The sequence below is a fragment of the Zunongwangia sp. HGR-M22 genome, from assembly GCF_027594425.1.
Taxonomy (GTDB): Bacteria; Bacteroidota; Bacteroidia; order Flavobacteriales; family Flavobacteriaceae; genus Zunongwangia.
Genome location: NZ_CP115159.1, coordinates 2,987,980 through 3,013,182, shown reverse-complemented (window position 1 = coordinate 3,013,182; position 25,203 = coordinate 2,987,980). Strand labels below are relative to the sequence as shown.

The 25,203-nt window shown below is 35.7% G+C and carries 22 protein-coding genes and 6 tRNA genes; 26 read left to right on the top strand and 2 right to left on the bottom strand.

From position 1 onward, the window contains the following. Nucleotides 1-9: 9 nt before the first annotated feature. The 21 genes from PBT91_RS13055 (at nt 10) to PBT91_RS12955 (ending at nt 19,423) form a co-directional block, all read left to right on the top strand. Nucleotides 10-855: a ComEA family DNA-binding protein gene (locus PBT91_RS13055; protein ID WP_270058903.1), complete on the top strand. Its 846-nt coding sequence runs from the start codon at nt 10-12 to the stop codon at nt 853-855. A gap of 125 nt (nt 856-980) precedes the next feature. Continuing rightward, the gene (locus PBT91_RS13050; RefSeq protein WP_270058902.1) at nt 981-2,165 is read left to right on the top strand and encodes an acyl-CoA dehydrogenase family protein; all 1,185 of its coding nucleotides are present in this window, start codon (nt 981-983) and stop codon (nt 2,163-2,165) included. Between the two features lie 140 nt (nt 2,166-2,305). Next, nucleotides 2,306-2,500: a 30S ribosomal protein S21 gene (gene rpsU, locus PBT91_RS13045; RefSeq protein WP_270058901.1), complete on the top strand. Its 195-nt coding sequence runs from the start codon at nt 2,306-2,308 to the stop codon at nt 2,498-2,500. A 114-nt stretch (nt 2,501-2,614) separates the two neighbouring features. Continuing rightward, nucleotides 2,615-3,508, top strand: coding sequence for a tyrosine-type recombinase/integrase (locus PBT91_RS13040; protein WP_270058900.1), 894 nt, complete (start codon nt 2,615-2,617; stop codon nt 3,506-3,508). Nucleotides 3,509-3,541: 33 nt separating this feature from the next. Continuing rightward, entirely contained in the window at nt 3,542-3,844 is a 303-nt protein-coding gene (hpf, locus tag PBT91_RS13035) for a ribosome hibernation-promoting factor, HPF/YfiA family (protein ID WP_270058899.1), read from the top strand. Nucleotides 3,845-3,941: 97 nt separating this feature from the next. Beyond that, nucleotides 3,942-4,015: transfer RNA gene (locus tag PBT91_RS13030), tRNA-Thr, on the top strand. Nucleotides 4,016-4,211: 196 nt separating this feature from the next. Continuing rightward, nucleotides 4,212-4,294, top strand: a tRNA-Tyr gene (locus PBT91_RS13025). 41 nt (nt 4,295-4,335) lie between these two features. Next, nucleotides 4,336-4,408: transfer RNA gene (locus PBT91_RS13020), tRNA-Gly, on the top strand. Between the two features lie 96 nt (nt 4,409-4,504). After that, nucleotides 4,505-4,576: transfer RNA gene (locus PBT91_RS13015), tRNA-Thr, on the top strand. 57 nt (nt 4,577-4,633) lie between these two features. Beyond that, a complete protein-coding gene (tuf, locus tag PBT91_RS13010; protein WP_270058898.1) occupies nt 4,634-5,821 on the top strand; it encodes an elongation factor Tu in 1,188 nt (395 codons plus the stop codon). A gap of 54 nt (nt 5,822-5,875) precedes the next feature. Then, nucleotides 5,876-5,948, top strand: a tRNA-Trp gene (locus tag PBT91_RS13005). Nucleotides 5,949-5,965: 17 nt separating this feature from the next. After that, nucleotides 5,966-6,163: a preprotein translocase subunit SecE gene (secE, locus tag PBT91_RS13000; protein WP_270058897.1), complete on the top strand. Its 198-nt coding sequence runs from the start codon at nt 5,966-5,968 to the stop codon at nt 6,161-6,163. Nucleotides 6,164-6,171: 8 nt separating this feature from the next. Further along, complete coding sequence (gene nusG, locus PBT91_RS12995; RefSeq protein ID WP_270058896.1) at nt 6,172-6,723, top strand: transcription termination/antitermination protein NusG; 552 nt, start codon at nt 6,172-6,174, stop codon at nt 6,721-6,723. Between the two features lie 71 nt (nt 6,724-6,794). Continuing rightward, entirely contained in the window at nt 6,795-7,232 is a 438-nt protein-coding gene (gene rplK / locus PBT91_RS12990; RefSeq protein ID WP_270058895.1) for a 50S ribosomal protein L11, read from the top strand. A gap of 19 nt (nt 7,233-7,251) precedes the next feature. Beyond that, nucleotides 7,252-7,950, top strand: coding sequence for a 50S ribosomal protein L1 (gene rplA, locus PBT91_RS12985; protein ID WP_270058894.1), 699 nt, complete (start codon nt 7,252-7,254; stop codon nt 7,948-7,950). 9 nt (nt 7,951-7,959) lie between these two features. Beyond that, a complete protein-coding gene (gene rplJ, locus PBT91_RS12980; protein ID WP_270058893.1) occupies nt 7,960-8,481 on the top strand; it encodes a 50S ribosomal protein L10 in 522 nt (173 codons plus the stop codon). Between the two features lie 57 nt (nt 8,482-8,538). Continuing rightward, nucleotides 8,539-8,916: a 50S ribosomal protein L7/L12 gene (gene rplL / locus PBT91_RS12975; RefSeq protein ID WP_270058892.1), complete on the top strand. Its 378-nt coding sequence runs from the start codon at nt 8,539-8,541 to the stop codon at nt 8,914-8,916. A gap of 129 nt (nt 8,917-9,045) precedes the next feature. Continuing rightward, the gene (gene rpoB, locus PBT91_RS12970) at nt 9,046-12,858 is read left to right on the top strand and encodes a DNA-directed RNA polymerase subunit beta (RefSeq protein WP_270058891.1); all 3,813 of its coding nucleotides are present in this window, start codon (nt 9,046-9,048) and stop codon (nt 12,856-12,858) included. Nucleotides 12,859-12,931: 73 nt separating this feature from the next. After that, entirely contained in the window at nt 12,932-17,233 is a 4,302-nt protein-coding gene (gene rpoC, locus PBT91_RS12965) for a DNA-directed RNA polymerase subunit beta' (RefSeq protein WP_270058890.1), read from the top strand. A 181-nt stretch (nt 17,234-17,414) separates the two neighbouring features. Next, the gene (locus tag PBT91_RS12960) at nt 17,415-17,729 is read left to right on the top strand and encodes a DUF3467 domain-containing protein (RefSeq protein ID WP_270058889.1); all 315 of its coding nucleotides are present in this window, start codon (nt 17,415-17,417) and stop codon (nt 17,727-17,729) included. Nucleotides 17,730-17,857: 128 nt separating this feature from the next. Further along, the gene (locus PBT91_RS12955) at nt 17,858-19,423 is read left to right on the top strand and encodes a Ppx/GppA phosphatase family protein (RefSeq protein WP_270058888.1); all 1,566 of its coding nucleotides are present in this window, start codon (nt 17,858-17,860) and stop codon (nt 19,421-19,423) included. Between the two features lie 18 nt (nt 19,424-19,441). Here PBT91_RS12955 and PBT91_RS12950 read toward each other — a convergent pair whose 3' ends face one another. Beyond that, on the bottom strand, nt 19,442-20,809 hold the full coding sequence (locus tag PBT91_RS12950; RefSeq protein WP_270058887.1) for an alanine/glycine:cation symporter family protein: 1,368 nt from the start codon (nt 20,807-20,809) through the stop codon (nt 19,442-19,444). Between the two features lie 192 nt (nt 20,810-21,001). Further along, nucleotides 21,002-22,591 (bottom strand): peptide chain release factor 3, encoded by a 1,590-nt coding sequence (locus tag PBT91_RS12945; RefSeq protein WP_270058886.1) that lies wholly within the window; start codon nt 22,589-22,591, stop codon nt 21,002-21,004. A gap of 162 nt (nt 22,592-22,753) precedes the next feature. Here PBT91_RS12945 and idi point away from each other — a divergent pair, with 162 nt between their 5' ends. From idi to PBT91_RS12920, 5 genes are all read left to right on the top strand, one after another. Continuing rightward, nucleotides 22,754-23,269 carry an isopentenyl-diphosphate Delta-isomerase gene (idi, locus tag PBT91_RS12940; protein WP_270061462.1) on the top strand — a complete coding sequence of 172 codons (516 nt, stop codon included), beginning with the start codon at nt 22,754-22,756 and terminating at the stop codon, nt 23,267-23,269. After that, a complete protein-coding gene (locus tag PBT91_RS12935; protein ID WP_270058885.1) occupies nt 23,269-23,679 on the top strand; it encodes a 6-pyruvoyl trahydropterin synthase family protein in 411 nt (136 codons plus the stop codon). Before idi ends, PBT91_RS12935 begins: the two co-directional genes overlap by 1 nt. 114 nt (nt 23,680-23,793) lie before the next feature. Further along, nucleotides 23,794-24,057, top strand: coding sequence for a hypothetical protein (locus PBT91_RS12930; protein WP_270058884.1), 264 nt, complete (start codon nt 23,794-23,796; stop codon nt 24,055-24,057). A gap of 10 nt (nt 24,058-24,067) precedes the next feature. Beyond that, nucleotides 24,068-24,141: transfer RNA gene (locus tag PBT91_RS12925), tRNA-Thr, on the top strand. Nucleotides 24,142-24,210: 69 nt separating this feature from the next. Beyond that, nucleotides 24,211-25,152 carry a hypothetical protein gene (locus tag PBT91_RS12920; protein ID WP_270058883.1) on the top strand — a complete coding sequence of 314 codons (942 nt, stop codon included), beginning with the start codon at nt 24,211-24,213 and terminating at the stop codon, nt 25,150-25,152. The last annotated feature ends 51 nt before the right edge of the window (nt 25,153-25,203 follow it).

Below are 25,203 nucleotides of genomic sequence, written 5' to 3'. Positions count from 1 at the left end.
TATAGTATTATGAAATACTGGAAATCCCATTTCGTTTTCAATAAAAGTGAACGGAATGGGATTTTTATTTTGGTTATTGTTATTGTTCTTCTTCAAATTATAAATTTTAGCGATCCTTTTTCTGCTTCAGAAGAACGTATTTCAGAAAAAGAAGCTACTGTATTAAAATCTTTTCAAAACAAACTTGATAGTTTAAAAAATACCGAACGTATTAAGGATACGATTTATCCTTTCAATCCTAATTATCTAACCGATTATAAGGCTTATCGTTTAGGAATGTCTGTTGAAGAGATTGATCGATTGTTAGCCTATAGAGCATCCGGTAAATGGATAAATTCTGCTTCAGATTTTCAAAAGGTTACTAAGGTTTCTGATAGTTTATTAGATATTATTTCGCCTAATTTTAAATTTCCAGCTTGGATAAAATCTACCTCTGTTTCAAAACAGTCTAATGTTGCAAAGGTTGATATTAATACCGCTACTGCAGAAGAACTTATGCAGATTAAAGGAATAGGCCAGACCCTTGGTGAAAGAATAGTAAAATATCGAACGCTTATTGGTGGTTATCGTAGCTTTATTCAGCTTCAGGATATCTATGGATTAAACGATGAAACCAGATTAGAACTTATAAAGCATTTAAAGAAAATTCCTCAAAATTTTTCGAAGTTAAATATTAATGAGATTGATGTTATTCAGCTTTCTGAAATTCCATATTTTGATTATGAACTTGCTAGAGCGCTTGTAAATTATAGAAATTTGCATGAGAAGATAAGCTCAGTTGAAGATTTAATAAAAATAGATGGATTTCCAGTCGATAAAATTGATAGAATTCAATTATATTTAAGTTTTAATTGATACATTGTAAAAAAAGAAGGTGTTCTTAATTTTAAGTGCGTTTTAGATTCTAATTTTAAAAATCGATATATTTTTGCGATATTTTTAATAGAATCATATCGAAGATTTTTTCAATAGTAGACTAAATGAATTCCATGTATTTTAACGAAGAGCATGCTCTTTTTAGAGAGAGTTTTAGAGATTTTTTACAGAAAGAAGTAGTTCCGCACATCGATAAATGGGAGGAGACCGGGACTATAGACCGTTTTATCTGGCAGAAGTTTGGCGAGATGGGATATTTTGGCTTATATCAGCCGGAAGAATATGGTGGTCTTAATCTCGATATATTCTATACAATAATATTTCTCGAAGAATTACAAAAGATCAATTCAGGGGGATTTGCAGCGGCTATGTGGGCACACGCCTATTTAGCAATGACGCATGTTAAAATAGAAGCTGGCGAAGCTTTAAAAGAAAAGTATCTAGCGCCTAGTATTCGTGGGGAGATGATAGGGGCACTTTGCGTTACTGAACCTTTTGGAGGCTCTGATGTAGCTGGTATGCGAACTACAGCAGAAAAGAAAGGAGATACTTATATATTGAATGGCTCAAAAACCTTTATAACCAATGGTGTTTATGCAGATTATTTGGTAGTTGCTGCGAAAACAAGTCCAGAGCTTAAGAGTAAGGGGATGAGTATTTTTATTGTAGATAGAAATGCTAAGGGAGTTTCTGCTTCCAAATTGAATAAGCTGGGTTGGAAAGCTTCAGATACTGGAGAAATTGCATTTGATAATGTAGAAGTTCCTGCAGATCATTTATTAGGTGAAGAGGATAAAGGTTTCTCATATATTATGCAGCATTTTGCTATGGAGCGATTAATTATGGGGGTGAATGCGCATGCGCGAGCAGAGTTTGCTTTAGATTATGCTATAGATTATATGAGTGAGCGGGAAGCTTTTGGAAAGAAAATAAATGAATTTCAGGCGCTAAGGCATAAAATCGCAGATATGGTAAGCGAGGTTACGGTAATAAAAGAATTTAATTACGCAACCGCATATAAATTGGGCAATGGTGAGTATCCGGTTAAAGAAGCTAGTATGTCTAAGTTATTAAGCACCAAAATTGCCGACGAGGTTATTTACGGGAGTTTACAAATGCTGGGCGGTTATGGTTACACAGAAGATTATCCACTGGCGAGAATGTTTAGGGATAGTAGGCTAGGGCCTATTGGAGGCGGAACATCTGAAATTTTACGAGAGATTATTTCGAAAATGGTAATTGATAAAAAAGAGTACAAAGCACCGGTAAAAGAAGTTTTTAAATCCTAAGAAAACTTTTTAAAAGTTTAGCCTATACGCTGCTGATCGATTTTAAAATATAATTTATTAATAATAATAAGATATTAGTTGGTTGTAAGTAAAATTCAATTATATTTGCAGCCTAATTTTCAACGAAAGGAGGTGGATCTATGTTAATAATACCAGTAAAAGACGGAGAGAACATTGATAGAGCGCTTAAGCGTTTTAAGCGTAAATTCGATAAGACAGGAACAATGCGACAGCTAAGAAGTCGTCAGCATTTTACAAAACCGTCTGTAGAACGTAGGGCTCAAGTTCAAAAAGCCGAATATATTCAGCACCTTAGAGATCAAGAAGATATCTAATATCTCCTTTCTTATTAAAGTTTGAATGTAATCATTGAAGCCCTGCTTCTTTGGTAAAATATATAACTGTTGGTAAATTAAGTTTCTTAACTTTGTTTATCAACAGTTTTTTTTATGTCCATTAATCAGTTTAATGACTACCTTCTCTTGGAGAAGAATTATTCAGCGCATACCATTAAGGCATATGAGGCTGATTTGCTTTCCTTTCAGGATTTTATTGAAATCGAATTTGGGGGCTGTGATTTTCAGCAAATAAATTATTCGCAAATTCGGAGTTGGATCATAAGCCTTTCTGAAGCAGGTCTTTCTAATAGAAGTATAAATCGTAAAATTTCATCTTTAAAATCTTTTTATAAATTCTTGCAAAAAGTTGAAGATGTAGTTGTGTCCCCACTTCAAAAGCATAAGCCTCTTAAAACGGGTAAGAAGATCCAGATTCCATTTTCAGAAAAAGAAATCCTTAGTGCATTAGATAGTATAAATATAGATGCCTTTGAGGGGGCTAGAGATAAGGCAATCATAGAAGTGTTTTATTCAACAGGATTAAGACGTAGCGAATTGATAAATCTAAAATTAATGGATTTGGATTCGTCACAACTTAATCTCAAAGTCTTGGGTAAAAGAAATAAAGAGCGTTACGTTCCTTTGCTAGAAAACGTATATCAAAACTTGCAATATTATATTGAAAAGAGACAAAATGAAGGGTTTGGGCTTTTTCCTGAAGATTATTTGTTTGTTTCTGCCAAGGGAGATAAAATGAGTGAAAGTCTTGTTTATAGAATTATAAATAACTATTTTAGTAAGGCGTCGAGTAAGTTAAAAAAGAGTCCTCATATACTAAGACACTCTTTTGCGACGCACTTACTTAATCAGGGAGCAGATTTAAACGCTGTGAAAGAATTGTTAGGACATTCTAGCCTGGCATCAACACAAGTTTATACGCATAATAGTATTGCAGAACTTAAAAACATTCATAAAACAGCTCATCCCCGTAATAGTAAGAACTAGCTTAACCTATTGTTTAATTAAATTTTTGACGTTATGAAAGTAAATGTGCAGTCTGTAAATTTTAATGCGGATCAAAAACTAATTGATTTTATTCAAAAGAAAATGGATAAACTCGAGAATTATTATAACAAGGTGGTTTTTGCAGATGTTTTTCTGAAAGTTCAGAATACAAGCGATAAGGAAAATAAAATTACAGAAATTTTACTAAGTATACCTGGTGAAGATATTATGGTGAAAAAGACCTGTAAAAGATTTGAAGAATGTGTAGATGAGTGTGTTAGCTCTTTGCAGCGCCAATTGATTAAAAGGAAAGAGAAATCTAAATTATACGCCTAGTGAAAAAAAACTCAAATTTTATTTTGAGAAAGGAATAATTTGTATACATTTGCAGTCCGTTAGAAATAGCGGACTTTTTTGTGAGAAGAAGTATGTTGCCGATGTAGCTCAGCTGGCTAGAGCAGCTGATTTGTAATCAGCAGGTCGTGGGTTCGAGTCCCTCCATCGGCTCTTGAAATTTTGAATCTGAAAGCTTTGGTTTTCTTAACTTGTTGAAAGTTAATTGACTGAAAATTTTTCAAAAAAATTTTGAAAAAAGCTTTGGATGGTGCTGATAAATTACTTTAATTTGCAGCCGATTTGATACCATCATAAAGCTAATCCTTTTGGGTTGTGGTTCTATGAAATAATGGTATAATAATTTTGAGGGGAGATACTCAAGCGGCCAACGAGGACAGACTGTAAATCTGTTGGTTTTTACCTTCGCAGGTTCGAATCCTGCTCTCCCCACTTAAATTATAAAAATCATCTTTTAAGGTGTTTTTTATTTTGCGGGAGTAGCTCAGTTGGTAGAGCGTCAGCCTTCCAAGCTGAATGTCGCCGGTTCGAACCCGGTCTCCCGCTCTAAGAAATTATTAAATGAGATCAATAATATCCGTAAGCTGTAAGTGGCTTATGGTTTTTGTTGTTTAGAGCAATTGGGTGTTGAGCCCTTTTTTTGCCGACGTAGCTCAGGGGTAGAGCGTTTCCTTGGTAAGGAAGAGGTCACGAGTTCAATTCTCGTCGTTGGCTCTGGTTTAGTATAAAATTGAACACTAATATATAACTAAGATTAAATAAGTATTAATTATGGCAAAGGAAACTTATGATCGTTCCAAACCGCACCTTAATATAGGTACAATTGGACACGTAGATCACGGAAAAACTACTTTAACTGCAGCTATAACTAAAGTTTTGGCTGACGCTGGATTTTCTGAAGCAAGAGCTTTCGATCAAATCGATAACGCTCCTGAGGAAAAAGATAGAGGTATTACTATTAACTCTTCTCACGTAGAGTATGCGACTGGAAACCGTCACTACGCTCACGTTGATTGTCCTGGTCACGCCGATTACGTAAAGAACATGGTAACTGGTGCTGCTCAAATGGACGGTGCTATCCTTGTTGTTGCTGCAACTGATGGTCCTATGCCACAAACTCGTGAACATATCCTTCTTGGACGTCAGGTTGGTATTCCAAGAATCGTTGTATTCTTAAATAAAGTTGACCTTGTTGATGATGAAGAGCTTTTAGAGCTTGTTGAAATGGAAGTTAGAGATCTTCTTTCTTTCTATGAATATGATGGTGATAACGGTCCTGTTATTTCTGGATCTGCTCTTGGTGCTTTAGAAGGTGATGATAAATGGACTCAGTCTGTTTTAGATCTTATGGAAGCAGTTGATAACTGGATTGAACTTCCTCAGCGTGATGTTGATAAAGATTTCCTTTTACCTATAGAAGATGTATTCTCTATTACAGGTCGTGGTACAGTAGCAACTGGACGTATCGAAACTGGTGTTGCTAACACTGGAGATCCTGTAGAGATCATTGGTATGGGAGCTGGAAAATTAACTTCTACTATTACTGGAGTTGAAATGTTCCGTAAAATTCTTGATAGAGGTGAAGCTGGTGATAACGTTGGTATCCTTTTAAGAGGTATTGAGAAAACTCAAATCTCTAGAGGTATGGTTATTACTAAGCCAGGTTCTGTAACTCCTCACGCTAAATTTAAAGCAGAGGTTTATATCCTTAAGAAAGAAGAAGGTGGACGTCACACTCCATTCCATAATAACTACCGTCCTCAGTTCTACGTACGTACAACTGATGTAACTGGAACAATTAATCTTCCAGAAGGAGTTGAGATGGTAATGCCAGGTGATAACCTTACTATTACTGTTGAACTGATCCAGCCAATCGCAATGAATGTTGGTCTACGTTTCGCTATCCGTGAAGGTGGTAGAACAGTAGGAGCTGGACAGGTAACTGAAATTTTAGACTAATATAGTTTGAATATATAAGGTATCCTGTTTATCAGGATACCTTCTCTTTATCTTACGGGTTTAGCTCAGTTGGTAGAGCACTGGTCTCCAAAACCAGGTGTCGGGAGTTCGAGCCTCTCAACCCGTGCAAATATACTTTAAGGAATGGCAGGAATAGTTAATTATATATCTGAGTCTTATAACGAATTAAAAAACCATGTTACCTGGACAAGTTGGCCTGAAGCTCAAAGGTTAACAATACTCGTTGCAGTTTTTTCTATTGTATTCTCTTTAGCTATATGGGGTATTGATACCTTGTTTAGCAATGTAATCGAAGGATATTTTGAATGGGTAAAATCGTAATCTAAGTTATGGCAGACGTTAAGGATAAAAAATGGTATGTTGTTCGTGCTGTAAGTGGACAAGAAAATAAAGTAAAAGATTACATAGAGCGGGAGATTTCTCACATGGGTATGGAAGACTGGGTAGACCAGGTATTAGTTCCTACTGAAAAAGTGATTCAGATTCGTAATGGCAAAAAGATTAATAAGGAAAGAGTTTATTTTCCTGGTTATATAATGGTTCAGGCTAATCTGGGTGGAGAAATTCCTCATATTATAAAAGGTATTAATGGTGTAATAGGTTTTCTTGGAGAAACAAAAGGAGGAGATCCTGTTCCATTAAGACAATCTGAAGTTAATCGTATGCTTGGTAAAGTTGACGAATTAGCTGTTAAAACCGATAACGTTGCAATTCCATTTACTTTAGGAGAGACTATTAAAGTTATTGATGGTCCTTTTAATGGTTTTAATGGAACTGTAGAGAAAATTAACGAAGAGAAAAGAAAGCTTGAAGTTATGGTTAAGATCTTTGGAAGAAAAACTCCTTTAGAGCTTAGTTATATGCAAGTTGAAAAAGTATAACTGTTACAAAGTTTTTTGATAGTTTTTTATTTGCTTCCACTCTAATAAACTATCTTCTAAAAATGTAAAAAATGGCAAAAGAAGTAAGTAAAGTTGTAAAACTACAAGTTCGCGGAGGTGCTGCTAACCCTTCACCACCAGTTGGACCTGCTTTAGGTGCTGCCGGAGTTAATATCATGGAATTCTGTAAGCAATTCAATGGTAGAACTCAGGATAAACAAGGAAAAGTGCTACCAGTAGCAATTACGGTTTATTCTGATAAGTCTTTTGATTTTGTAATCAAGACTCCACCTGCAGCTGTACAGCTAATGGAAGCAGCAAAGACTAAGAAAGGTTCAGGAGAGCCAAACAGAAAGAAAGTAGCAAGTGTGTCTTGGGATCAAATTAAAGATATCGCAGAAGATAAAATGCAAGATTTAAATGCATTTACTGTGGAATCTGCAATGAAAATGGTTGCTGGTACTGCTCGTTCTATGGGTATAACTGTAAAAGGTGATGCACCGTTTTAATCCAAAAAGAATTTAGAAAATGGCAAAGTTGACTAAAAAACAAAAAGAAGCTCAGTCTAAAATCGAAAACGGTAGAACCTATTCGGTAGCAGAAGCTTCTGCCTTAATAAAAGAAGTTTCTAGTGAGAGCTTTGATGCTTCAGTGGATTTAGCGGTTCGTTTGAATGTTGATCCTCGTAAAGCCAATCAAATGGTAAGAGGTGTTGTAACACTTCCTCACGGAACTGGTAAAGATGTTAAAGTTCTTGCGTTAGTTACTCCAGATAAAGAACAAGAAGCTAAGGATGCAGGTGCAGATTATGTTGGTCTTGATGAATACCTTGAGAAAATTAAAGGTGGTTGGACAGACGTTGATGTAATCATTACTATGCCTAGCGTGATGGGTAAATTAGGTCCGTTAGGTCGTATTTTAGGACCTAGAGGTTTAATGCCAAACCCAAAAACAGGTACAGTTACTATGGATATTTCTAAAGCAGTATCTGATGTAAAAGCTGGTAAAATCGACTTTAAAGTAGATAAAACTGGTATTGTACACGCAGGGGTTGGAAAAGTATCTTTCGAATCTGATAAGATTGCTGGAAACGCGAGAGAATTATTAACTACGCTTGTAAAACTGAAACCTCAGGCTGCTAAAGGTGTTTACATTAAAAGTATTCACATGTCCAGTACAATGGGGCCTGGTGTTGCAATAGATACAAAAAGGTTTACTGAGCAATAATAAGGTATTATGACAAGAGAAGAAAAATCAAAAGTAATAGAAGATTTAACTGCCCAGTTAGCTGATACTTCAACTATCTATATTGCAGATATCTCAGGTTTAGATGCCGGAACAACCTCTAATTTACGTAGAGCTTGTTTTAAAGCTAATGTACAACTTGCGGTAGTTAAGAATACGTTACTAACTAAAGCGATGGAGGCTTCAGATAAAGATTTTGGAGAACTTCCTACAACTTTAAAGGGTAACACCTCTATAATGATTTCTGAAACTGGTAATGCACCAGCTAAAGTAATCAAAGAATTTAGAAAGAAGAACGAAAAACCAATTCTTAAAGGAGCTTTTATAGACGAAGCTATTTATGTTGGAGATGAGTATTTAGAAGCTCTTTCTAATATTAAATCTAAAGAAGAGGTTATTGGGGATATTGTTGGATTATTACAATCTCCTGCTAAAAATGTTGTTTCAGCACTTAAATCTGGTGGTGGAAAAATTGCAGGAATCCTTAAAACTCTTTCTGAAAAAGAGGACTAGTATAGTACGCACTTTTTAATAAATATAACTTTTACAAAAATTTTAAAACGATAGAAAATGGCAGATTTAAAAGAATTCGCAGAACAGTTAGTTAACTTAACAGTAAAGGAAGTTAATGAGTTAGCTGATATTTTAAAAGAAGAGTATGGTATTGAGCCTGCTGCTGCAGCTGTAGCTGTTGCTGGTGGTGCTGCTGCTGGTGGTGAAGACGCTGCTGAAGAGCAAACAGAATTTGATGTAATTCTTAAAGCTCCAGGTGGATCTAAACTAGCTGTAGTAAAACTAGTTAAAGAATTAACAGGTCTTGGACTTAAAGATGCTAAAGAATTAGTAGACGGAGCTCCAAAACCAGTTAAAGAAGGAGTTGCTAAAGATGAAGCAGAAGCTTTAAAATCTCAATTAGAAGAAGCAGGAGCTGAGGTTGAGCTTAAATAAGCTTGACAAGAGCAATATTATTTAGGTTTAGACCTCAGGATACGCTCCTGAAGGTCTAAACCCTTTTTGCGTATATAGGGTTTAGTCTTTTTAACGCACCATTTTTTATAAATTATAATCCGTCCATTGATGTTAGCAAAGCAAACTGAAAGATTGAGTTTCTCTTCTGTAAAGAATAGACCTGACTATCCTGACTTTTTGGATATCCAAATCAAGTCTTTCCAGGATTTCTTTCAATTAGAAACAAAATCAGAAGAGCGGGGAAATGAAGGTCTCTACAATACCTTCCTTGAAAATTTCCCAATTACGGATACCCGTAACCAATTTGTATTAGAATTTTTAGATTATTTTGTAGATCCACCGCGATATTCTATTCAAGAGTGTATTGAACGTGGTCTTACTTATAGTGTACCTTTAAAAGCAAGGCTTAAACTATATTGTACAGATCCAGAGCACGAGGATTTCGAAACTATCGTTCAGGATGTTTATTTAGGGACTATTCCTTATATGACCCCTAGTGGAACTTTTTGCATTAATGGAGCAGAGCGTGTAGTTGTTTCTCAGCTTCATCGTTCTCCAGGAGTATTCTTTGGACAATCATTCCATGCAAATGGAACTAAATTATATTCTGCCAGAGTAATTCCTTTTAAAGGTTCTTGGATAGAATTTGCAACAGATATCAATAGCGTTATGTACGCATATATTGATAGAAAGAAAAAATTACCTGTAACAACTCTTTTCCGCGCAATTGGATTTGAGCGCGATAAGGATATTTTAGAAATCTTTGATCTTGCAGAAGAAGTTAAGGTTTCAAAAACAGGACTTAAAAAAGTTTTAGGTAGAAAGTTAGCTGCTCGTGTTCTTAATACATGGTATGAAGATTTTGTTGATGAAGATACTGGTGAAGTTGTATCTATCGAGCGTAACGAGATTGTTTTAGATCGTGATACTGAACTTGACAAAGATCACATAGAAGAAATCCTTGAAACGGGAACTAAGACAATTCTTCTTCACAAAGAAGACAATTCTACCGGTGATTATGCTATTATTCATAATACACTTCAAAAGGATCCAACAAATTCTGAAAAAGAAGCGGTTGAACATATCTATCGTCAGCTACGTAATGCTGAACCGCCAGATGAAGAAACTGCTCGTGGAATTATCGATAAGCTTTTCTTCTCAGACCAACGTTATAGTCTTGGTGAAGTAGGTCGTTACAGAATGAATAAAAAACTTGGTCTTGATATCGGAATGGATAAGCAGGTGCTTACCAAAGAAGATATTATTACCATTATAAAATATTTAATTGAGTTAATTAACTCTAAAGCAGAGATCGATGATATCGATCACTTGTCTAACCGTCGTGTTAGAACTGTTGGGGAGCAATTATCTCAGCAATTTGGAGTTGGTTTAGCGCGTATGGCTCGTACCATCCGCGAAAGAATGAACGTTAGGGATAATGAGGTATTTACACCTATAGATCTTATCAACGCGAAGACATTATCTTCAGTAATTAACTCGTTCTTCGGTACCAACCAGCTTTCTCAGTTTATGGATCAAACAAATCCATTAGCAGAGATTACTCACAAACGTCGTCTTTCAGCTTTAGGGCCAGGTGGTCTTTCTAGAGAAAGAGCTGGTTTTGAGGTACGTGATGTTCATTACACTCACTATGGAAGATTATGTCCTATTGAAACTCCTGAAGGACCTAATATTGGTCTAATTTCATCGCTTTCAGTTTATGCGAAAGTAAACGGAATGGGATTCATTGAAACTCCTTATAGAAAAGTTTCAGAAGGGCAAATAAATATTTCTGAAGAGCCAATTTATTTAAGTGCTGAAGAGGAAGAAGGAAAAATGATTGCGCAGGCAAACATTCCTACTGAAGATGATGGTACGATAGATACAGATAAAGTTATTGCTCGTATGGAGGGTGACTTCCCTGTAGTAGATCCTAAAGAGGTTCATTATACAGATGTTGCTCCTAACCAGATTTCATCAATTTCAGCTTCTTTGATTCCGTTCTTAGAACATGATGATGCCAACCGTGCATTGATGGGATCTAACATGATGCGCCAGGCAGTTCCGTTATTAAGAGCAGATTCTCCTATCGTAGGAACTGGATTGGAAAGACAGGTTGCTACAGATTCTCGTGTTTTGATTAATGCTGAAGGAGAAGGTGAAGTAGAATATGTAGACGCACAGAAAATTACAATTAAATACGATCGTACGGAAGAAGAGAGAATGGTTAGTTTCGATTCAGATTCTAAAACTTATAATCTTATCAAATTCCGTAAAACTAACCAAGGAACGTCTATTAACCTTAAGCCAATTGTAAGCGTAGGAGATAGAGTAACTAAAGGTCAGGTTTTATGTCAGGGGTATGCTACCGATAAAGGTGAGCTAGCACTAGGTCGTAATATGAAAGTAGCCTTTATGCCTTGGAAAGGGTATAACTTTGAGGATGCGATTGTAATTTCGGAAAAAGTTGTAAGAGACGATATCTTTACATCTATTCATATCGATGAGTATTCTTTAGAAGTTCGTGATACTAAATTAGGTAACGAAGAACTTACTAATGATATTCCTAATGTTTCAGAAGATGCTACTAAGGATCTTGATGAACACGGTATGATTAGAGTAGGTGCAGAAGTGAAGCCTGGGGATATTCTTATTGGTAAGATCACTCCTAAAGGAGAAAGCGATCCAACACCAGAAGAAAAACTTCTTAGAGCGATCTTTGGTGATAAAGCAGGAGATGTGAAAGATGCTTCATTAAAAGCCTCACCATCATTAAGTGGTGTAGTAATTAATAAGAAGTTATTTGCTCGTGCAATTAAAGATAAGCGCAAGAGAGCGCAGGATAAGGAAGATGTTGCTGTTTTAGAGAAGAAGTATGAAGCGAAGTTTGCGGTTCTTAAGTCAAATTTAATTGACAAATTATTTGCAATCGTTGGTGGAAAAACAGCTCAGGGTGTTCAAAATGATTTAGGTGAAGAGGTACTACCAAAAGGTAAGAAGTATACATTGAAGATGTTAAATTCTGTAGATGATTATGCTCACCTTACACAAGGTACCTGGACCACAGACGATCATACAAATGCACTTGTAGCAGATCTTCTTCATAATTATAAAATTAAAGAGAACGATCTTCAGGGTAATTTAAGACGAGAGAAATTTACTATTTCTGTAGGAGATGAGCTTCCTTCTGGAATCTTGAAACTTGCTAAAGTTTATATAGCTAAAAAGCGTAAACTTAAAGTAGGGGATAAGATGGCAGGACGTCACGGTAACAAAGGTATTGTTGCTCGTATCGTTCGTCAAGAAGATATGCCATTCTTAGACGATGGAACACCGGTTGATATCGTATTAAATCCGCTTGGGGTACCTTCTCGTATGAACATTGGTCAGATTTATGAAACTGTTCTTGGATGGGCAGGTCAGAAATTAGGTAAGAAATATGCTACACCAATTTTCGATGGAGCATCTTTAGATAAAATCAATGAGCTTACTGATGAAGCCGGTATTCCTAGATTTGGACATACTTACTTATTTGATGGTGGTACAGGACAACGTTTTGACCAGAGAGCAACTGTAGGTGTTATCTACATGCTTAAACTAGGTCACATGATCGACGATAAGATGCATGCACGTTCTATTGGACCGTACTCTCTTATTACTCAGCAACCACTTGGTGGTAAAGCTCAGTTTGGAGGTCAGCGTTTTGGTGAGATGGAGGTTTGGGCTCTTGAGGCATACGGTGCGTCGAGTACTCTACGTGAAATCTTAACCGTAAAATCTGATGACGTGATAGGAAGGGCTAAAACTTACGAAAGTATTGTAAAAGGAGAGCCTATGCCAGAACCAGGATTACCAGAATCTTTCAATGTATTGATGCATGAGTTGAAAGGTCTTGGACTGGATTTAAAATTAGAAGAATAAAACACTGGTTATCGGAGTGGGAAACTGCTCCGATTTTCAGGATTTTCACAATAATTAGATAGCAGCATTTATTATGGCTAGAAATAATGATAAGAATACAGTACAGAGATTTAATAAAATCTCTATCGGTTTAGCTTCTCCCGAGTCTATCCTCGCAGAATCTCGTGGTGAAGTTCTTAAACCGGAAACTATCAATTATCGTACGCACAAACCCGAGCGTGACGGATTGTTCTGTGAGCGTATTTTTGGTCCTGTAAAGGATTACGAATGTGCCTGTGGAAAATATAAAAGAATACGTTACAAAGGGATCGTTTGTGACCGTTGTGGTGTAGAGGTAACAGAAAAGAAAGTACGTAGAGACCGTGTTGGGCACATTAATTTGGTAGTTCCTGTAGCTCATATCTGGTATTTCCGTTCTTTACCAAATAAGATTGGTTATTTATTAGGCCTTCCTTCTAAGAAATTAGATATGATTATTTACTACGAAAGATACGTAGTAATCCAGGCCGGTAATGCTAAAAATGAAGATGGAGAGCCTTTAAAGAAAATGGATTTCTTAACTGAAGAAGAGTATCTTAATATACTGGATGAACTTCCTCAGGAAAATCAATATTTAGAAGACAGTGACCCAAATAAGTTTATCGCTAAGATGGGAGCTGAATGTCTAATCGAAATTCTTAAGAGAATTGATCTTAATGAACTTTCTTATGAATTAAGACATAAAGCAAATAACGAAACTTCTAAGCAACGTAAAACGGAGGCTTTAAAACGTCTTCAGGTTGTAGAAGCACTTCGTGACGCAAATAAAAACCGTGAGAATTTACCGGAATGGATGATTATGAAAGTAATCCCGGTTATTCCACCAGAATTAAGACCTCTTGTACCTTTAGATGGTGGTCGTTTCGCAACTTCAGATCTTAATGATCTTTATAGAAGGGTGATTATTCGTAACAACCGTTTAAAGCGTTTAATGGAAATTAAAGCTCCAGAAGTTATTTTACGTAATGAAAAGCGTATGCTTCAGGAGTCTGTAGATTCATTATTTGATAATACAAGAAAGTCTTCCGCAGTAAAAACTGATTCTAACCGTCCACTTAAATCTCTTTCAGATTCGTTGAAAGGTAAGCAAGGGCGTTTCCGTCAAAACTTACTTGGTAAGCGTGTGGATTATTCAGCACGTTCTGTAATTGTTGTGGGACCAGAGCTTAAAATGTTCGAATGTGGTCTTCCAAAGAACATGGCGGCAGAACTTTACAAACCTTTCGTAATTAGAAAATTAATCGAAAGAGGAATTGTGAAAACTGTAAAATCTGCGAAAAAGATTATAGATAAAAAAGAGCCGGTAGTATGGGATATCTTAGAGAACGTTCTTAAGGGGCATCCAATATTACTAAACCGTGCTCCTACGCTTCACCGATTAGGTATTCAGGCATTTCAGCCTAAATTAATCGAGGGTAAAGCAATACAATTACACCCATTAGCTTGTACGGCATTCAACGCCGATTTTGATGGGGATCAAATGGCGGTTCACTTACCATTAGGACCAGAGGCTATTTTAGAGGCGCAACTTTTAATGTTGGCTTCTCACAATATTCTTAACCCTGCAAATGGTTCGCCAATTACAGTACCTTCTCAGGATATGGTTCTAGGTCTTTATTATATGACCAAGCTTAAGCGATCTACAGAAGAAGAGACTGTACTGGGTGAAGGATTAACATTCTATTCTGCTGAAGAAGTAGTAATAGCTTATAATCAAAATAAAGTAGATCTTAATGCTCCAATTAAAATTAGAGCAAAAGATTACAACGAGGAAGGAAAACTTGTTTACCAAATTATAGAATCTACAGTTGGTAGAGTTTTATTTAATGAAACTGTACCAGAGGTTGCTGGATATATTAATGAGGTACTAACTAAAAAATCTCTTCGTGAGATTATTGGTAATATTCTTAAGTTAACTAGTGTTCCTGAAACTTCAGAATTCCTAGATAAGATTAAGTCTCTTGGATATGGATTTGCATTCCGCGGTGGATTGTCTTTTAGTTTAGGTGATATTATTATCCCTGCTGAAAAACAAACAATGATTGATGAAGCGAATGAGCAGGTAGAAGGAATTATTGGTAACTATAACATGGGTCTTATTACCAATAACGAGCGTTACAATCAGGTAATTGATATCTGGACATCTACCAATGCCGGTCTTACTGAATTAGCGATGAAGCGAATTCGTGAAGATAAGCAAGGGTTTAACTCGGTGTTTATGATGCTTGATTCTGGAGCTCGTGGATCTAAAGAGCAGATTCGTCAGCTTACCGGTATGCGTGGTCTTATGGCTAAGCCTAAAAAATCTAACTCTGGTGGAGGTGAAATTATTGAAAACCCAATTCTTTCTAACTTTAAAGAAGGTCTTTCAATTTTAGAATACTTTATCTCTACTCACGGTGCTCGTAAAGGTCTTGCGGATACGGCTCTTAAAACTGCCGATGCAGGATACTTAACCCGTCGTTTGGTAGATGTTTCTCAAGATGTAATTGTAAATGAAGAAGACTGTGGAACATTAAGAGGGGTAGAAGTTAAGCCGCTTAAAAAGAATGAGGAAATCGTAGAATCTCTTGGAGAAAGAATTCTAGGACGTATTTCTTTAAATGATGTTTACAATCCAAGTACCGATGAGCTAATCGTTGAGTCTGGAGCAGAAATTACTGAAGATATTGTAAAGGCAATAGAAAATGCACCTATAGAAAGTGTAGAAGTACGTTCTCCTCTTACCTGTGAAGCTAAAAAAGGTATTTGTGTTAATTGTTACGGTCGTAACCTTGCTACAAATAAACTTGTTCAAAGAGGTGAAGCTGTAGGTGTAGTAGCTGCTCAGTCTATCGGTGAGCCAGGTACACAGCTTACACTGCGTACCTTCCACGTTGGGGGTATTGCCGGAAACATTTCTGAAGAAAACAAGCTTATTACTAAGTTTAGTGGTATTGCTGAAATTGATGATCTTAAAGTAGTAAAAGGAGAAGCTCCAGATGGTAGCACTTCAGATATTGTAATTTCACGTACAGCAGAAATTAAAGTAAAAGATAAGAAAACAGGTGTTGTTTTAAGTACTAACAATATTCCTTACGGTTCTGAAATCTTTATAGAAGATGGTGTAGAGATTGCTGAGGGTACTACAGTATGTCAATGGGATCCATATAATGGTGTAATTATCTCTGAATTTGCTGGAAAGATCAAATACGAAAATATAGAACAAGGTGTTACTTATCAGGTTGAAATCGATGAGCAAACAGGATTCCAAGAAAAAGTAATTTCTGAATCTCGTAATAAAAAGCTTATCCCAACCTTGCATATTTTAGGTAAGAAAGACGAGGTAATTCGTTCTTATAACTTACCGGTAGGTGCTCACCTTATGGTGGATAATGCTGAAAAAATTGGAGTTGGTAAGATTTTGGTTAAAATTCCTCGTAAATCATCTAAAGCAGGTGATATTACCGGTGGTCTGCCAAGGGTAACTGAGCTTTTTGAAGCGCGTAATCCATCTAACCCGGCTGTAGTTTCAGAAATTGATGGTGTAGTATCATTTGGTAAAATTAAGCGTGGTAACCGCGAAATTATCGTGGAATCTAAACTTGGTGAGATCAAAAAATACTTAGTAAAACTGTCTAACCAGATCTTAGTACAGGAAAATGATTATGTTCGTGCTGGTATGCCATTATCTGATGGATCTATTACTCCAGAAGATATCTTGAATATCAAGGGGCCAAACGCAGTACAACAATATCTCGTTAACGAAGTACAGGAAGTATATCGACTACAAGGGGTGAAAATTAACGATAAGCACTTTGAGGTTGTAGTACGTCAAATGATGCGTAAAGTAAGAATCGTTGATCCAGGAGATACAATTTTCCTTGAAAACCAACTTGTGCATAAATCTGACTTTATTGAAGAGAACGATAAAATCTTCGGAATGAAAGTTATCGAAGACGCTGGTGAATCTGAAAACTTGAAACCAGGACAAATCGTATCTTTAAGAGAGCTTAGAGATGAGAACTCGACACTTAGAAGAGAAGATAAGAATCTGGCTACAGCTAGAGACGTTGTTGCAGCAACTGCAACACCGGTTCTACAAGGTATTACCAGAGCATCACTTCAAACTAAGTCATTTATCTCTGCGGCATCCTTCCAGGAGACAACTAAAGTATTAAACGAAGCTGCTGTAAGCGGTAAGATCGATGCTCTAGAAGGTCTTAAAGAGAATGTAATTGTAGGACATAGAATTCCTGCAGGTACAGGTATGCGTAAATACGATAGCATCATAGTTGGTTCTAAAGAAGAATTTGACGAAATGCTAGAGAAAAAGCAAGAAGTAAATTACAATTAAGAACGAAGTTCTGAAAACGAACATACGTTACAAATAGTAAAATCCCGTCCTGAAAATTTCAGCGACGGGATTTTTTGTATTTTTAAACCAATAAGTACATCGGGAATTATCGAAAATCGATATTTTGAAGTTTATCTTTTGAAAAAAGAAAGCCTCTCGATAACTGAAAAAACTTTTAAAGATGAGTGAAGAAAAGAAGCCAAAACAAGGCCAGATTAATATTGAATTAGACGAAGCTGTAGCAGAGGGAACCTATTCCAATCTTGCGATTATCAACCATTCGGTTTCAGAATTTGTAGTCGATTTTGTAAATATTATGCCTGGGAAACCTAAAAGCAAAGTAAAAAGTAGAATTATCCTTACACCGCAGCATGCGAAACGATTTTTAAAAGCATTGGCAGATAATGTAGAACGGTTCGAAAAGCAGCATGGTGAAATAAAAGATTACGAGAAAACACCAATACCTATGAATTTTGGTCCTACAGGACAAGCTTAGTTGTCCGCTTGTAAAAAGTAAAAAACCCACAGCGAATACTGTGGGTTTTTTACTTTTTACAACTAGTACATGATATTTGCTTAACTTTAGAAAACCTTAAAAGTAATTCCATTGTTTAAAACTATTTTATGGCCAATCAAAATTCACAATCCCAACCTACCAAAAGGATAGCAGCCGTCGATTTAGGTACAAATTCATTTCATGCAGTTTTAGTAGATATTTATCCCGATGGTAGTTTTCGCACTGTCAATAAATTGAAAGAAATGGTTAGTCTTGCTGAAAAGGGTATGGAAGATCGATTAAGTAGAGAAGCGATGGATCGTGGTCTAGAAGCTTTAAAACATATTAAATTCCTTTGTGCTAGTCATGACGTTGAGCAAATTCTTGCCTATGCTACCAGTGCCATTAGAGAAGCAAAAAATGGAGGTGATTTTATTAAGGAAGTTGCAGATGAAGTAGGTATAATTGTTCGAGCTATATCTGGTAAAATGGAAGCAGAGATGATAGGTCTTGCTATTAAACACAGTGTTGTTATAGAGGAAGAGATGGTTCTTATGGCAGATATTGGTGGCGGGAGTGTTGAGTTCATTATTGGGAATCAGAATGAATTTATCTATTACAATAGTTTGAAACTTGGAGTAGCAAGAATGGCAGCTGCTTTTATCGATGCAGATCCTATTCATAAAAAGACTATTAAGAATTTAGAAGACCATTTTGAAAAAGAATTAGCTGAAGTTCTAAAATTAGCCAAGAAACATAATGTAAAAACTATTATTGGTTCTTCTGGTACAATGGAAAATATTGCGGAAATGGTGGCTAAACGTAACGATATTACTGCAAAACGAACGCTAAATGAACTCACTTTCGATTCAGCGTCTTTTTTAGATTTGTATAATGATTTTATAAAACTTGATAAAAAAGGTAGATTAGAAGAGAAGGGTTTAGAAGAAAAAAGAGTTGATATTATAAATCCCGGAATGATTTTATTGAAATTTTTAATAGAGCAATTTTCTATTGAAAATATCAAAATTTCAGAGGGAGCTTTGCGAGAGGGAATGATTCTAAACTATATCGATAAGAAGAAAGACGAGCTTCATCTAGATCTAGTCGCAAGTTTTGAAGATCCAAGGCGTAGAAGTGTTTTTGAGTTATTGCGTAAATGTAATTGGGCAAAAGAGCATTCCCAACATGTCGCTAAATTTGCGTTACAGCTTTTTGATGAATTTCAGGCAGATCTTGATTTGGAAAAAAGTGATAGAGACCTACTAGAATATGCGAGTTTGATGCACGATATAGGCTATTATATATCTCATCGAAAACATCATAAACACGCGCTTTACTTAATTAGGTATTCAGATTTGCTTGGCTTCACAGAAGATGAGATTAATATTATGGCAAACGTCGCACGTTATCATCGAAAATCGGCGCCAAAGAAAAGCCACAAGCCCTATAAAAAATTAGATAAAAAATTACGAAAGAGAGTTAAAAAACTCTCTGCAATAATAAGAGTGGCCGATGGTTTGGATAGAAGTCACTATCAAAATGTTCAGAATCTGGAAATTGAAAAAACTAGAGAAAAAATCAATCTTATTATTACTACCCAAAGCGATCCAGAATTAGAAATATGGGGAGCAATGCGCAAAACCGATTTACTGGAAAAGTTAACCGGTAAGAATGTAGATGTATTTCAATAAGATGAAAAATAAGAAAAATTAGCCATATTTTTTAAAATATATTTTTGCTTGTTTCATTACTCTTGGAGCAAGGATTAGCGTAGAAATCATCGTAGGAATCGCCATCAGTGCAAAAAAACCATCAATTAAATTCAATATGATACTTTGTTCTGTAGTGGCGCCAATCATAATACTAATAATGTAAAAGTAATTATAATAATGTTTATGCTTTGCACCAATTAGGAACGACAGGCATTTTGTTCCGTAGTAGGAATAGGAAAATAGCGAAGAAATACTAAAAGCTGCAATACAAATAAGCAGTAAGTATGGACCAAAAACAGGTATAGAATCCCCAAATGCTTTGGCGGTTAAAGCGACACCACTGGCTTCACTAGTTTGCCAAACTCCAGTAACCAAAATGGTAAGAGCGGTAAGTGTACAAACCACTAAAGTATCTATTGCCGGTCCCAACATGGCCACTAAACCTTCCCGAATGGGCTGTGAGGTTTTACTGGCGCCATGAGCCATCGTAGCTGTCCCAATACCGGCCTCGTTAGAGAATGCACCTCTACGTATTCCAAGTAAAATTAAACCTCCTAATAATCCACCAAAAAGTGGATCGCCATGATAGTTATTAGCTGCAAAAGCATCGGTGAAAATTAAAGATAGATATTGTGGAAGTTGCTCGAAATTGATTCCCAAAATAGCGATTACAGAAATAAAATAAAGCACTACCATTGCCGGAACAAGTTTGGAAACCGTTCGGCTAATTCGGTATAAACCACCTAATACAACAATAGAAGTTATAATGGTTAAAATCACGCCTATGGTAAAATTTGAAACATTGCCTGTTTCGATTCCGTTAGGCTCCAATAAAATAAAATTGATGGCTTTGGTGAGCTGATTTACATTGAAAATAGGTAACGCGCCAATTAATCCTGCAATACTAAAAAAGATAGCTAAGAACTTCCAATTTCGGCCAAGACCTTCAGTAATAAAATACATTACGCCACCCTGAATTTTGCCTTCAGTATCCTTGCCGCGATACATCACTGCTAGTGTATTGGTGAAAAATTTTGTCGCCATTCCTACGATAGCACTAATCCATAGCCAAAAAACAGCTCCAGGACCACCAACTGCGATGGCAACAGCCACACCTGCAATGTTTCCCATTCCTACAGTACTACTTAAGGCTGTGGCTAAAGCTTGAAAATGACTGATTTCTCCTGGGTCATTAGGATCGTCATATTTTCCTTTTAACAGATCAATCGAATGCCCTAAATAACGAAACGGAAGAAATTTAGAGTAGATCAATAAAAATATTCCACCACCAATAAGTAAGATTACCAAAGGTAATCCCCAAACGGCAGAGGCAAAATCAGCGACAAACTTGTCGATACTTTCCATAATTCAGCTTTATGCCGAAAATATAGTAAATAAACCGCTAATCATGGCTTTTTCAGAATAAGTTTCGCGACCACCAAGAATATTTTTTAAGCATTGAAACTTCAATTATTCTGTAGTAAAATAAAAACTCCCCAGTTCTGATTTTATCAAAAACAGGGGAGTTTCCTTTGATCTTTTTATGATGATCCTAACTTAAAATTCCGAAGTGAAATGGAATTTAATAGATGGATATTTTTGCTGTGTCATTTGTAATGAGAATTGAGAATCGGCTAAAAACACCAATTGTCCTTGTTTATCTTTAGCCAAGAATTTGGATTTTACACGTTTAAAATCTTTAAATTCTTCACTCTTTTCATCTTCAGCTTCTACCCAGGTTGCTTTAAAAACATTCAGGTTTTCGTAAGTACATTTCGCACCGTATTCGTGTTCTAATCGGTATTGGATTACTTCAAACTGAAGCGCTCCTACGGTTCCTATTACTTTACGGCCATTAAATTCTAAAGTAAATAACTGCGCAACACCTTCGTCCATCAATTGATCTACACCTTTCTCTAATTGCTTAGATTTCATAGGATCGGCATTGTTGATATATCTAAAATGTTCTGGTGAGAAACTTGGGATCCCGCGGTAATTTAAAGTTTCCCCTTCGGTAAGCGTATCACCAATTTTAAAGTTTCCGGTGTCATGAAGTCCAACAATATCTCCTGCGTAAGAAGTATCTACAATCTCTTTCTTTTCAGCAAAAAATGCATTGGGACTAGAGAATTTTAGATTTTTGCCATGACGAACGTGTAGGTAGTTTTTATTTCTTTCGAACTTTCCAGATACGATTTTAATAAACGCCAGGCGGTCACGATGTTTAGGATCCATGTTGGCATGGATTTTAAATACAAATCCGGTGAATTTATCTTCAGCAGGTTCTACCACACGCACATCACTTTCTTTTGGTCTTGGAGGCGGAGCAATATCGATAAAACAATCCAGTAGTTCACGTACACCAAAATTATTTAAAGCCGAACCAAAAAATACTGGTTGCAAGCGACCTTCTAAGTAAGCTTTATTTTCAAATTCAGGATAAACACCTTGTGCAAGTTCTAATTCTTCACGAAGTTCATCGGCAGAATCACTACCAATTAAATCATCTAATTCTGAAGAACTTAAATCTGAAATTTCTATGGTATCTTCGATATCTTTCCTTGGATCGCCTGTAAACAGGTTAACGTTCTTTTCCCAAATATTGTAGATTCCTTTAAAGTCGTATCCCATCCCGATTGGATAAGAGAGCGGAGTTACCGTTAGATTTAATTTTTGCTCAATTTCATCTAAAAGTTCAAACGCATCCTTACCTTCACGATCCATTTTATTGATAAAAACGATCATTGGGATATTACGCATACGGCAAACTTCAACCAGTTTCTCAGTTTGTTCCTCAACACCTTTTGCAACATCAATCACAACTATTACACTGTCTACCGCTGTTAAGGTTCTAAAAGTATCTTCAGCAAAATCCTTGTGTCCAGGAGTGTCTAAAATATTAATTTTAATGTCTTTATATTCAAATGCTAAAACCGAAGTTGCTACCGAAATCCCACGTTGCCGCTCGATTTCCATAAAGTCACTGGTTGCTCCTTTCTTGATCTTGTTCGATTTTACAGCACCTGCTTCTTGTATTGCACCTCCAAAAAGTAGGAGTTTTTCTGTAAGCGTTGTTTTACCCGCATCTGGGTGAGAGATAATACCAAAGGTTCTTCTACGCCGTAATTCTTTCTGAAAAGTTTTCATCTACCGATATTTGTGGCGCAAAAATACTATTATTTTAAGGAATTTTAAACATGCCTTGTTAGTCATATTTAAAGTTGAATGACTAATATTGAATTTTGGAACCAAAAACTCAGGTTTTTAAGATAAGTACGATTTTGTACATTTGGAGCTCTAAATTTTATGATGGGAACAGATCAGGTAATATTAGTGAACGAAAAAGACGAGCAAATCGGCTTGATGGAAAAGATAGAAGCGCACGAGAAAGCATTGCTACATCGTGCATTTTCGGTTTTTGTTTTTAATAATAAAGGAGAGCTGATGTTACAACAGCGAGCGCTTACCAAATATCACACTCCTGGACTGTGGACTAACACGTGTTGCAGTCACCAAAGAGAAGGGGAATCTAACGTAGAAGCCGGGAAACGTCGCTTGATGGAAGAAATGGGTTTTACGACAGAACTTAAAGATACCATTTCTTTTATTTATAAGGCACCATTTCAAAATGGACTCACAGAACACGAATTTGATCATATTTTGGTTGGACATTACGATGAAGACCCTAAACCTAATCCAGATGAAGTAAATGCCTGGAAATGGGTAAGTCTTGAAGAAGTGAAAGAAGATATGAAAGCAAACCCAGATGTTTATACTGAATGGTTTAAAATCATATTCGATAAATATTATAATCATATTTCGTAATGAGGCTAACGGTACATAGAAAAGCTCATTTTAACGCGGCACATAGACTTTTTAAAAAAGGATGGAGTGACGAAAAGAATTTTGAAGTTTTTGGAAAATGCAGTAATCCCAATTATCATGGGCATAACTACGAGCTTACCGTATCGGTTACCGGAGAGATTGATCCTGAAACTGGTTTTGTGATGGATCTTAAGCGATTGAAGGATCTTATTTATACCGAAGTGGAAACCCCATTTGATCATAAAAACTTGAATGTTGAGGTGGAAGAATTTAAAAGTTTAAATCCAACTGCTGAAAATATTGCGGTAGTGATCTGGAATAAATTGCGTGATAAATTAAGAGAGAATTTAGATCTTCAGGTAACTTTATACGAAACACCACGCAATTTTGTGACGTATAAAGGCGAATAAATTTTTAGATTACATTCTGAACAAAGTTGATAAATTAAGATTTTTGAAAAAAAATACAGAAAAGTGTTTTTATATTCGGAAAATGAATTAAATTCGCAGCCGAAATTATAAGATATGGCAAGTAAAAGATTACTTAAGCGGGACGCGAATAATGTATTCGGTGATATTATTGAAGCTGCATACATCCATCAGGAAACAACTCCTGAAGATTCTGCAAAAACAGAAGCCATAGTGGACGAGGCTATCGCAGATTTTGATGAAATTATCGCTGAAATCAACAAAAAAGATGTTGAAAATAAAAAGCAACATTTTAAAGCAGTTCAAAAAGATTTAAAAGAAAAAGCTGAAAAGCTTGTTGGAAAAATAAATGCTCTATAATTAGAGTGACGCCGATGTAGCTCAGCTGGCTAGAGCAGCTGATTTGTAATCAGCAGGTCGTGGGTTCGAGTCCCTCCATCGGCTCAAAAAAAACTCCTTAGAAAATCTAAGGAGTTTTTTTATGTCTAATTTTTTATATTTAAACCAATCAAAATGAAAAAAAATTACTTTATCGTATTTTTAATGTTGTCTTTCGTTTTTTTTCAGGCTTGCTCTTCAGATGATAGCGAGATAACAGAAGCTTCTTACCAAGATATTAAAATACGTAAATGGGTATCGGCAACCTATCGTAGGAATTATGATGGATCCTGGAAGGTTAGTGATTCTATGGTATCACATTTAAAAAATAATAAATTATTAGAAAGCGTTTCTTATAATTATAGAATAAATTATAATAATGAAACTGTTTCAGTAGATACATCAACAATACATTATCAATATGATACAGATGGGAAAATTTTAAAATTCATGAAGAAACAAGACAATAAAGTTCTTGGTAGTTATGAATTTAGCTATGATAATGAAGGCCGATTAAAAAGTTACGTATATTTTTCTGAAGATGATTATGATGACAACTATTATAAATCTGTTCATACTTATGCCAATGATACCATATATACTAATTCTTCTACTAAAAATGAAATTAATGATGAATATATAGAAAATCGTGAAACGCATAAATATGTTCTTTCAGAAAAAGGAAATTTAGTTTATTATGAAGCAAATGGTCCGTATTATTCAGATAATAATACAGTTATTTCTACATATGATGAGAATTCTAACAAATTGACTGCGAATATGTTTGGGCATACGGAGTTTGTTTACACTTATACAGATGATATAAATCCCGAAGCATTTATTTACGATGCTACTTTTGGTAAAGAAGTTTACAATTTATTAGGCGGTGAAACTAATGCTTTTGCGACGAGCGAGACTTCTAAAAATGTTCTACAAAGTGTGAATAATATTTTAAAACTCGATGAAGAATATAAAATTGAAGCCATAATTGATTCTGATACTAATATTGCTACAAAAATTACTTATAATGATGGTTTCAATGACGAAGTGATCGTTAATGAGTTTATTTTAGAATAACAGCAAAACCTCCTTAAGATTTCTGGAGGTTTTTTATTTCTATAAACTAAG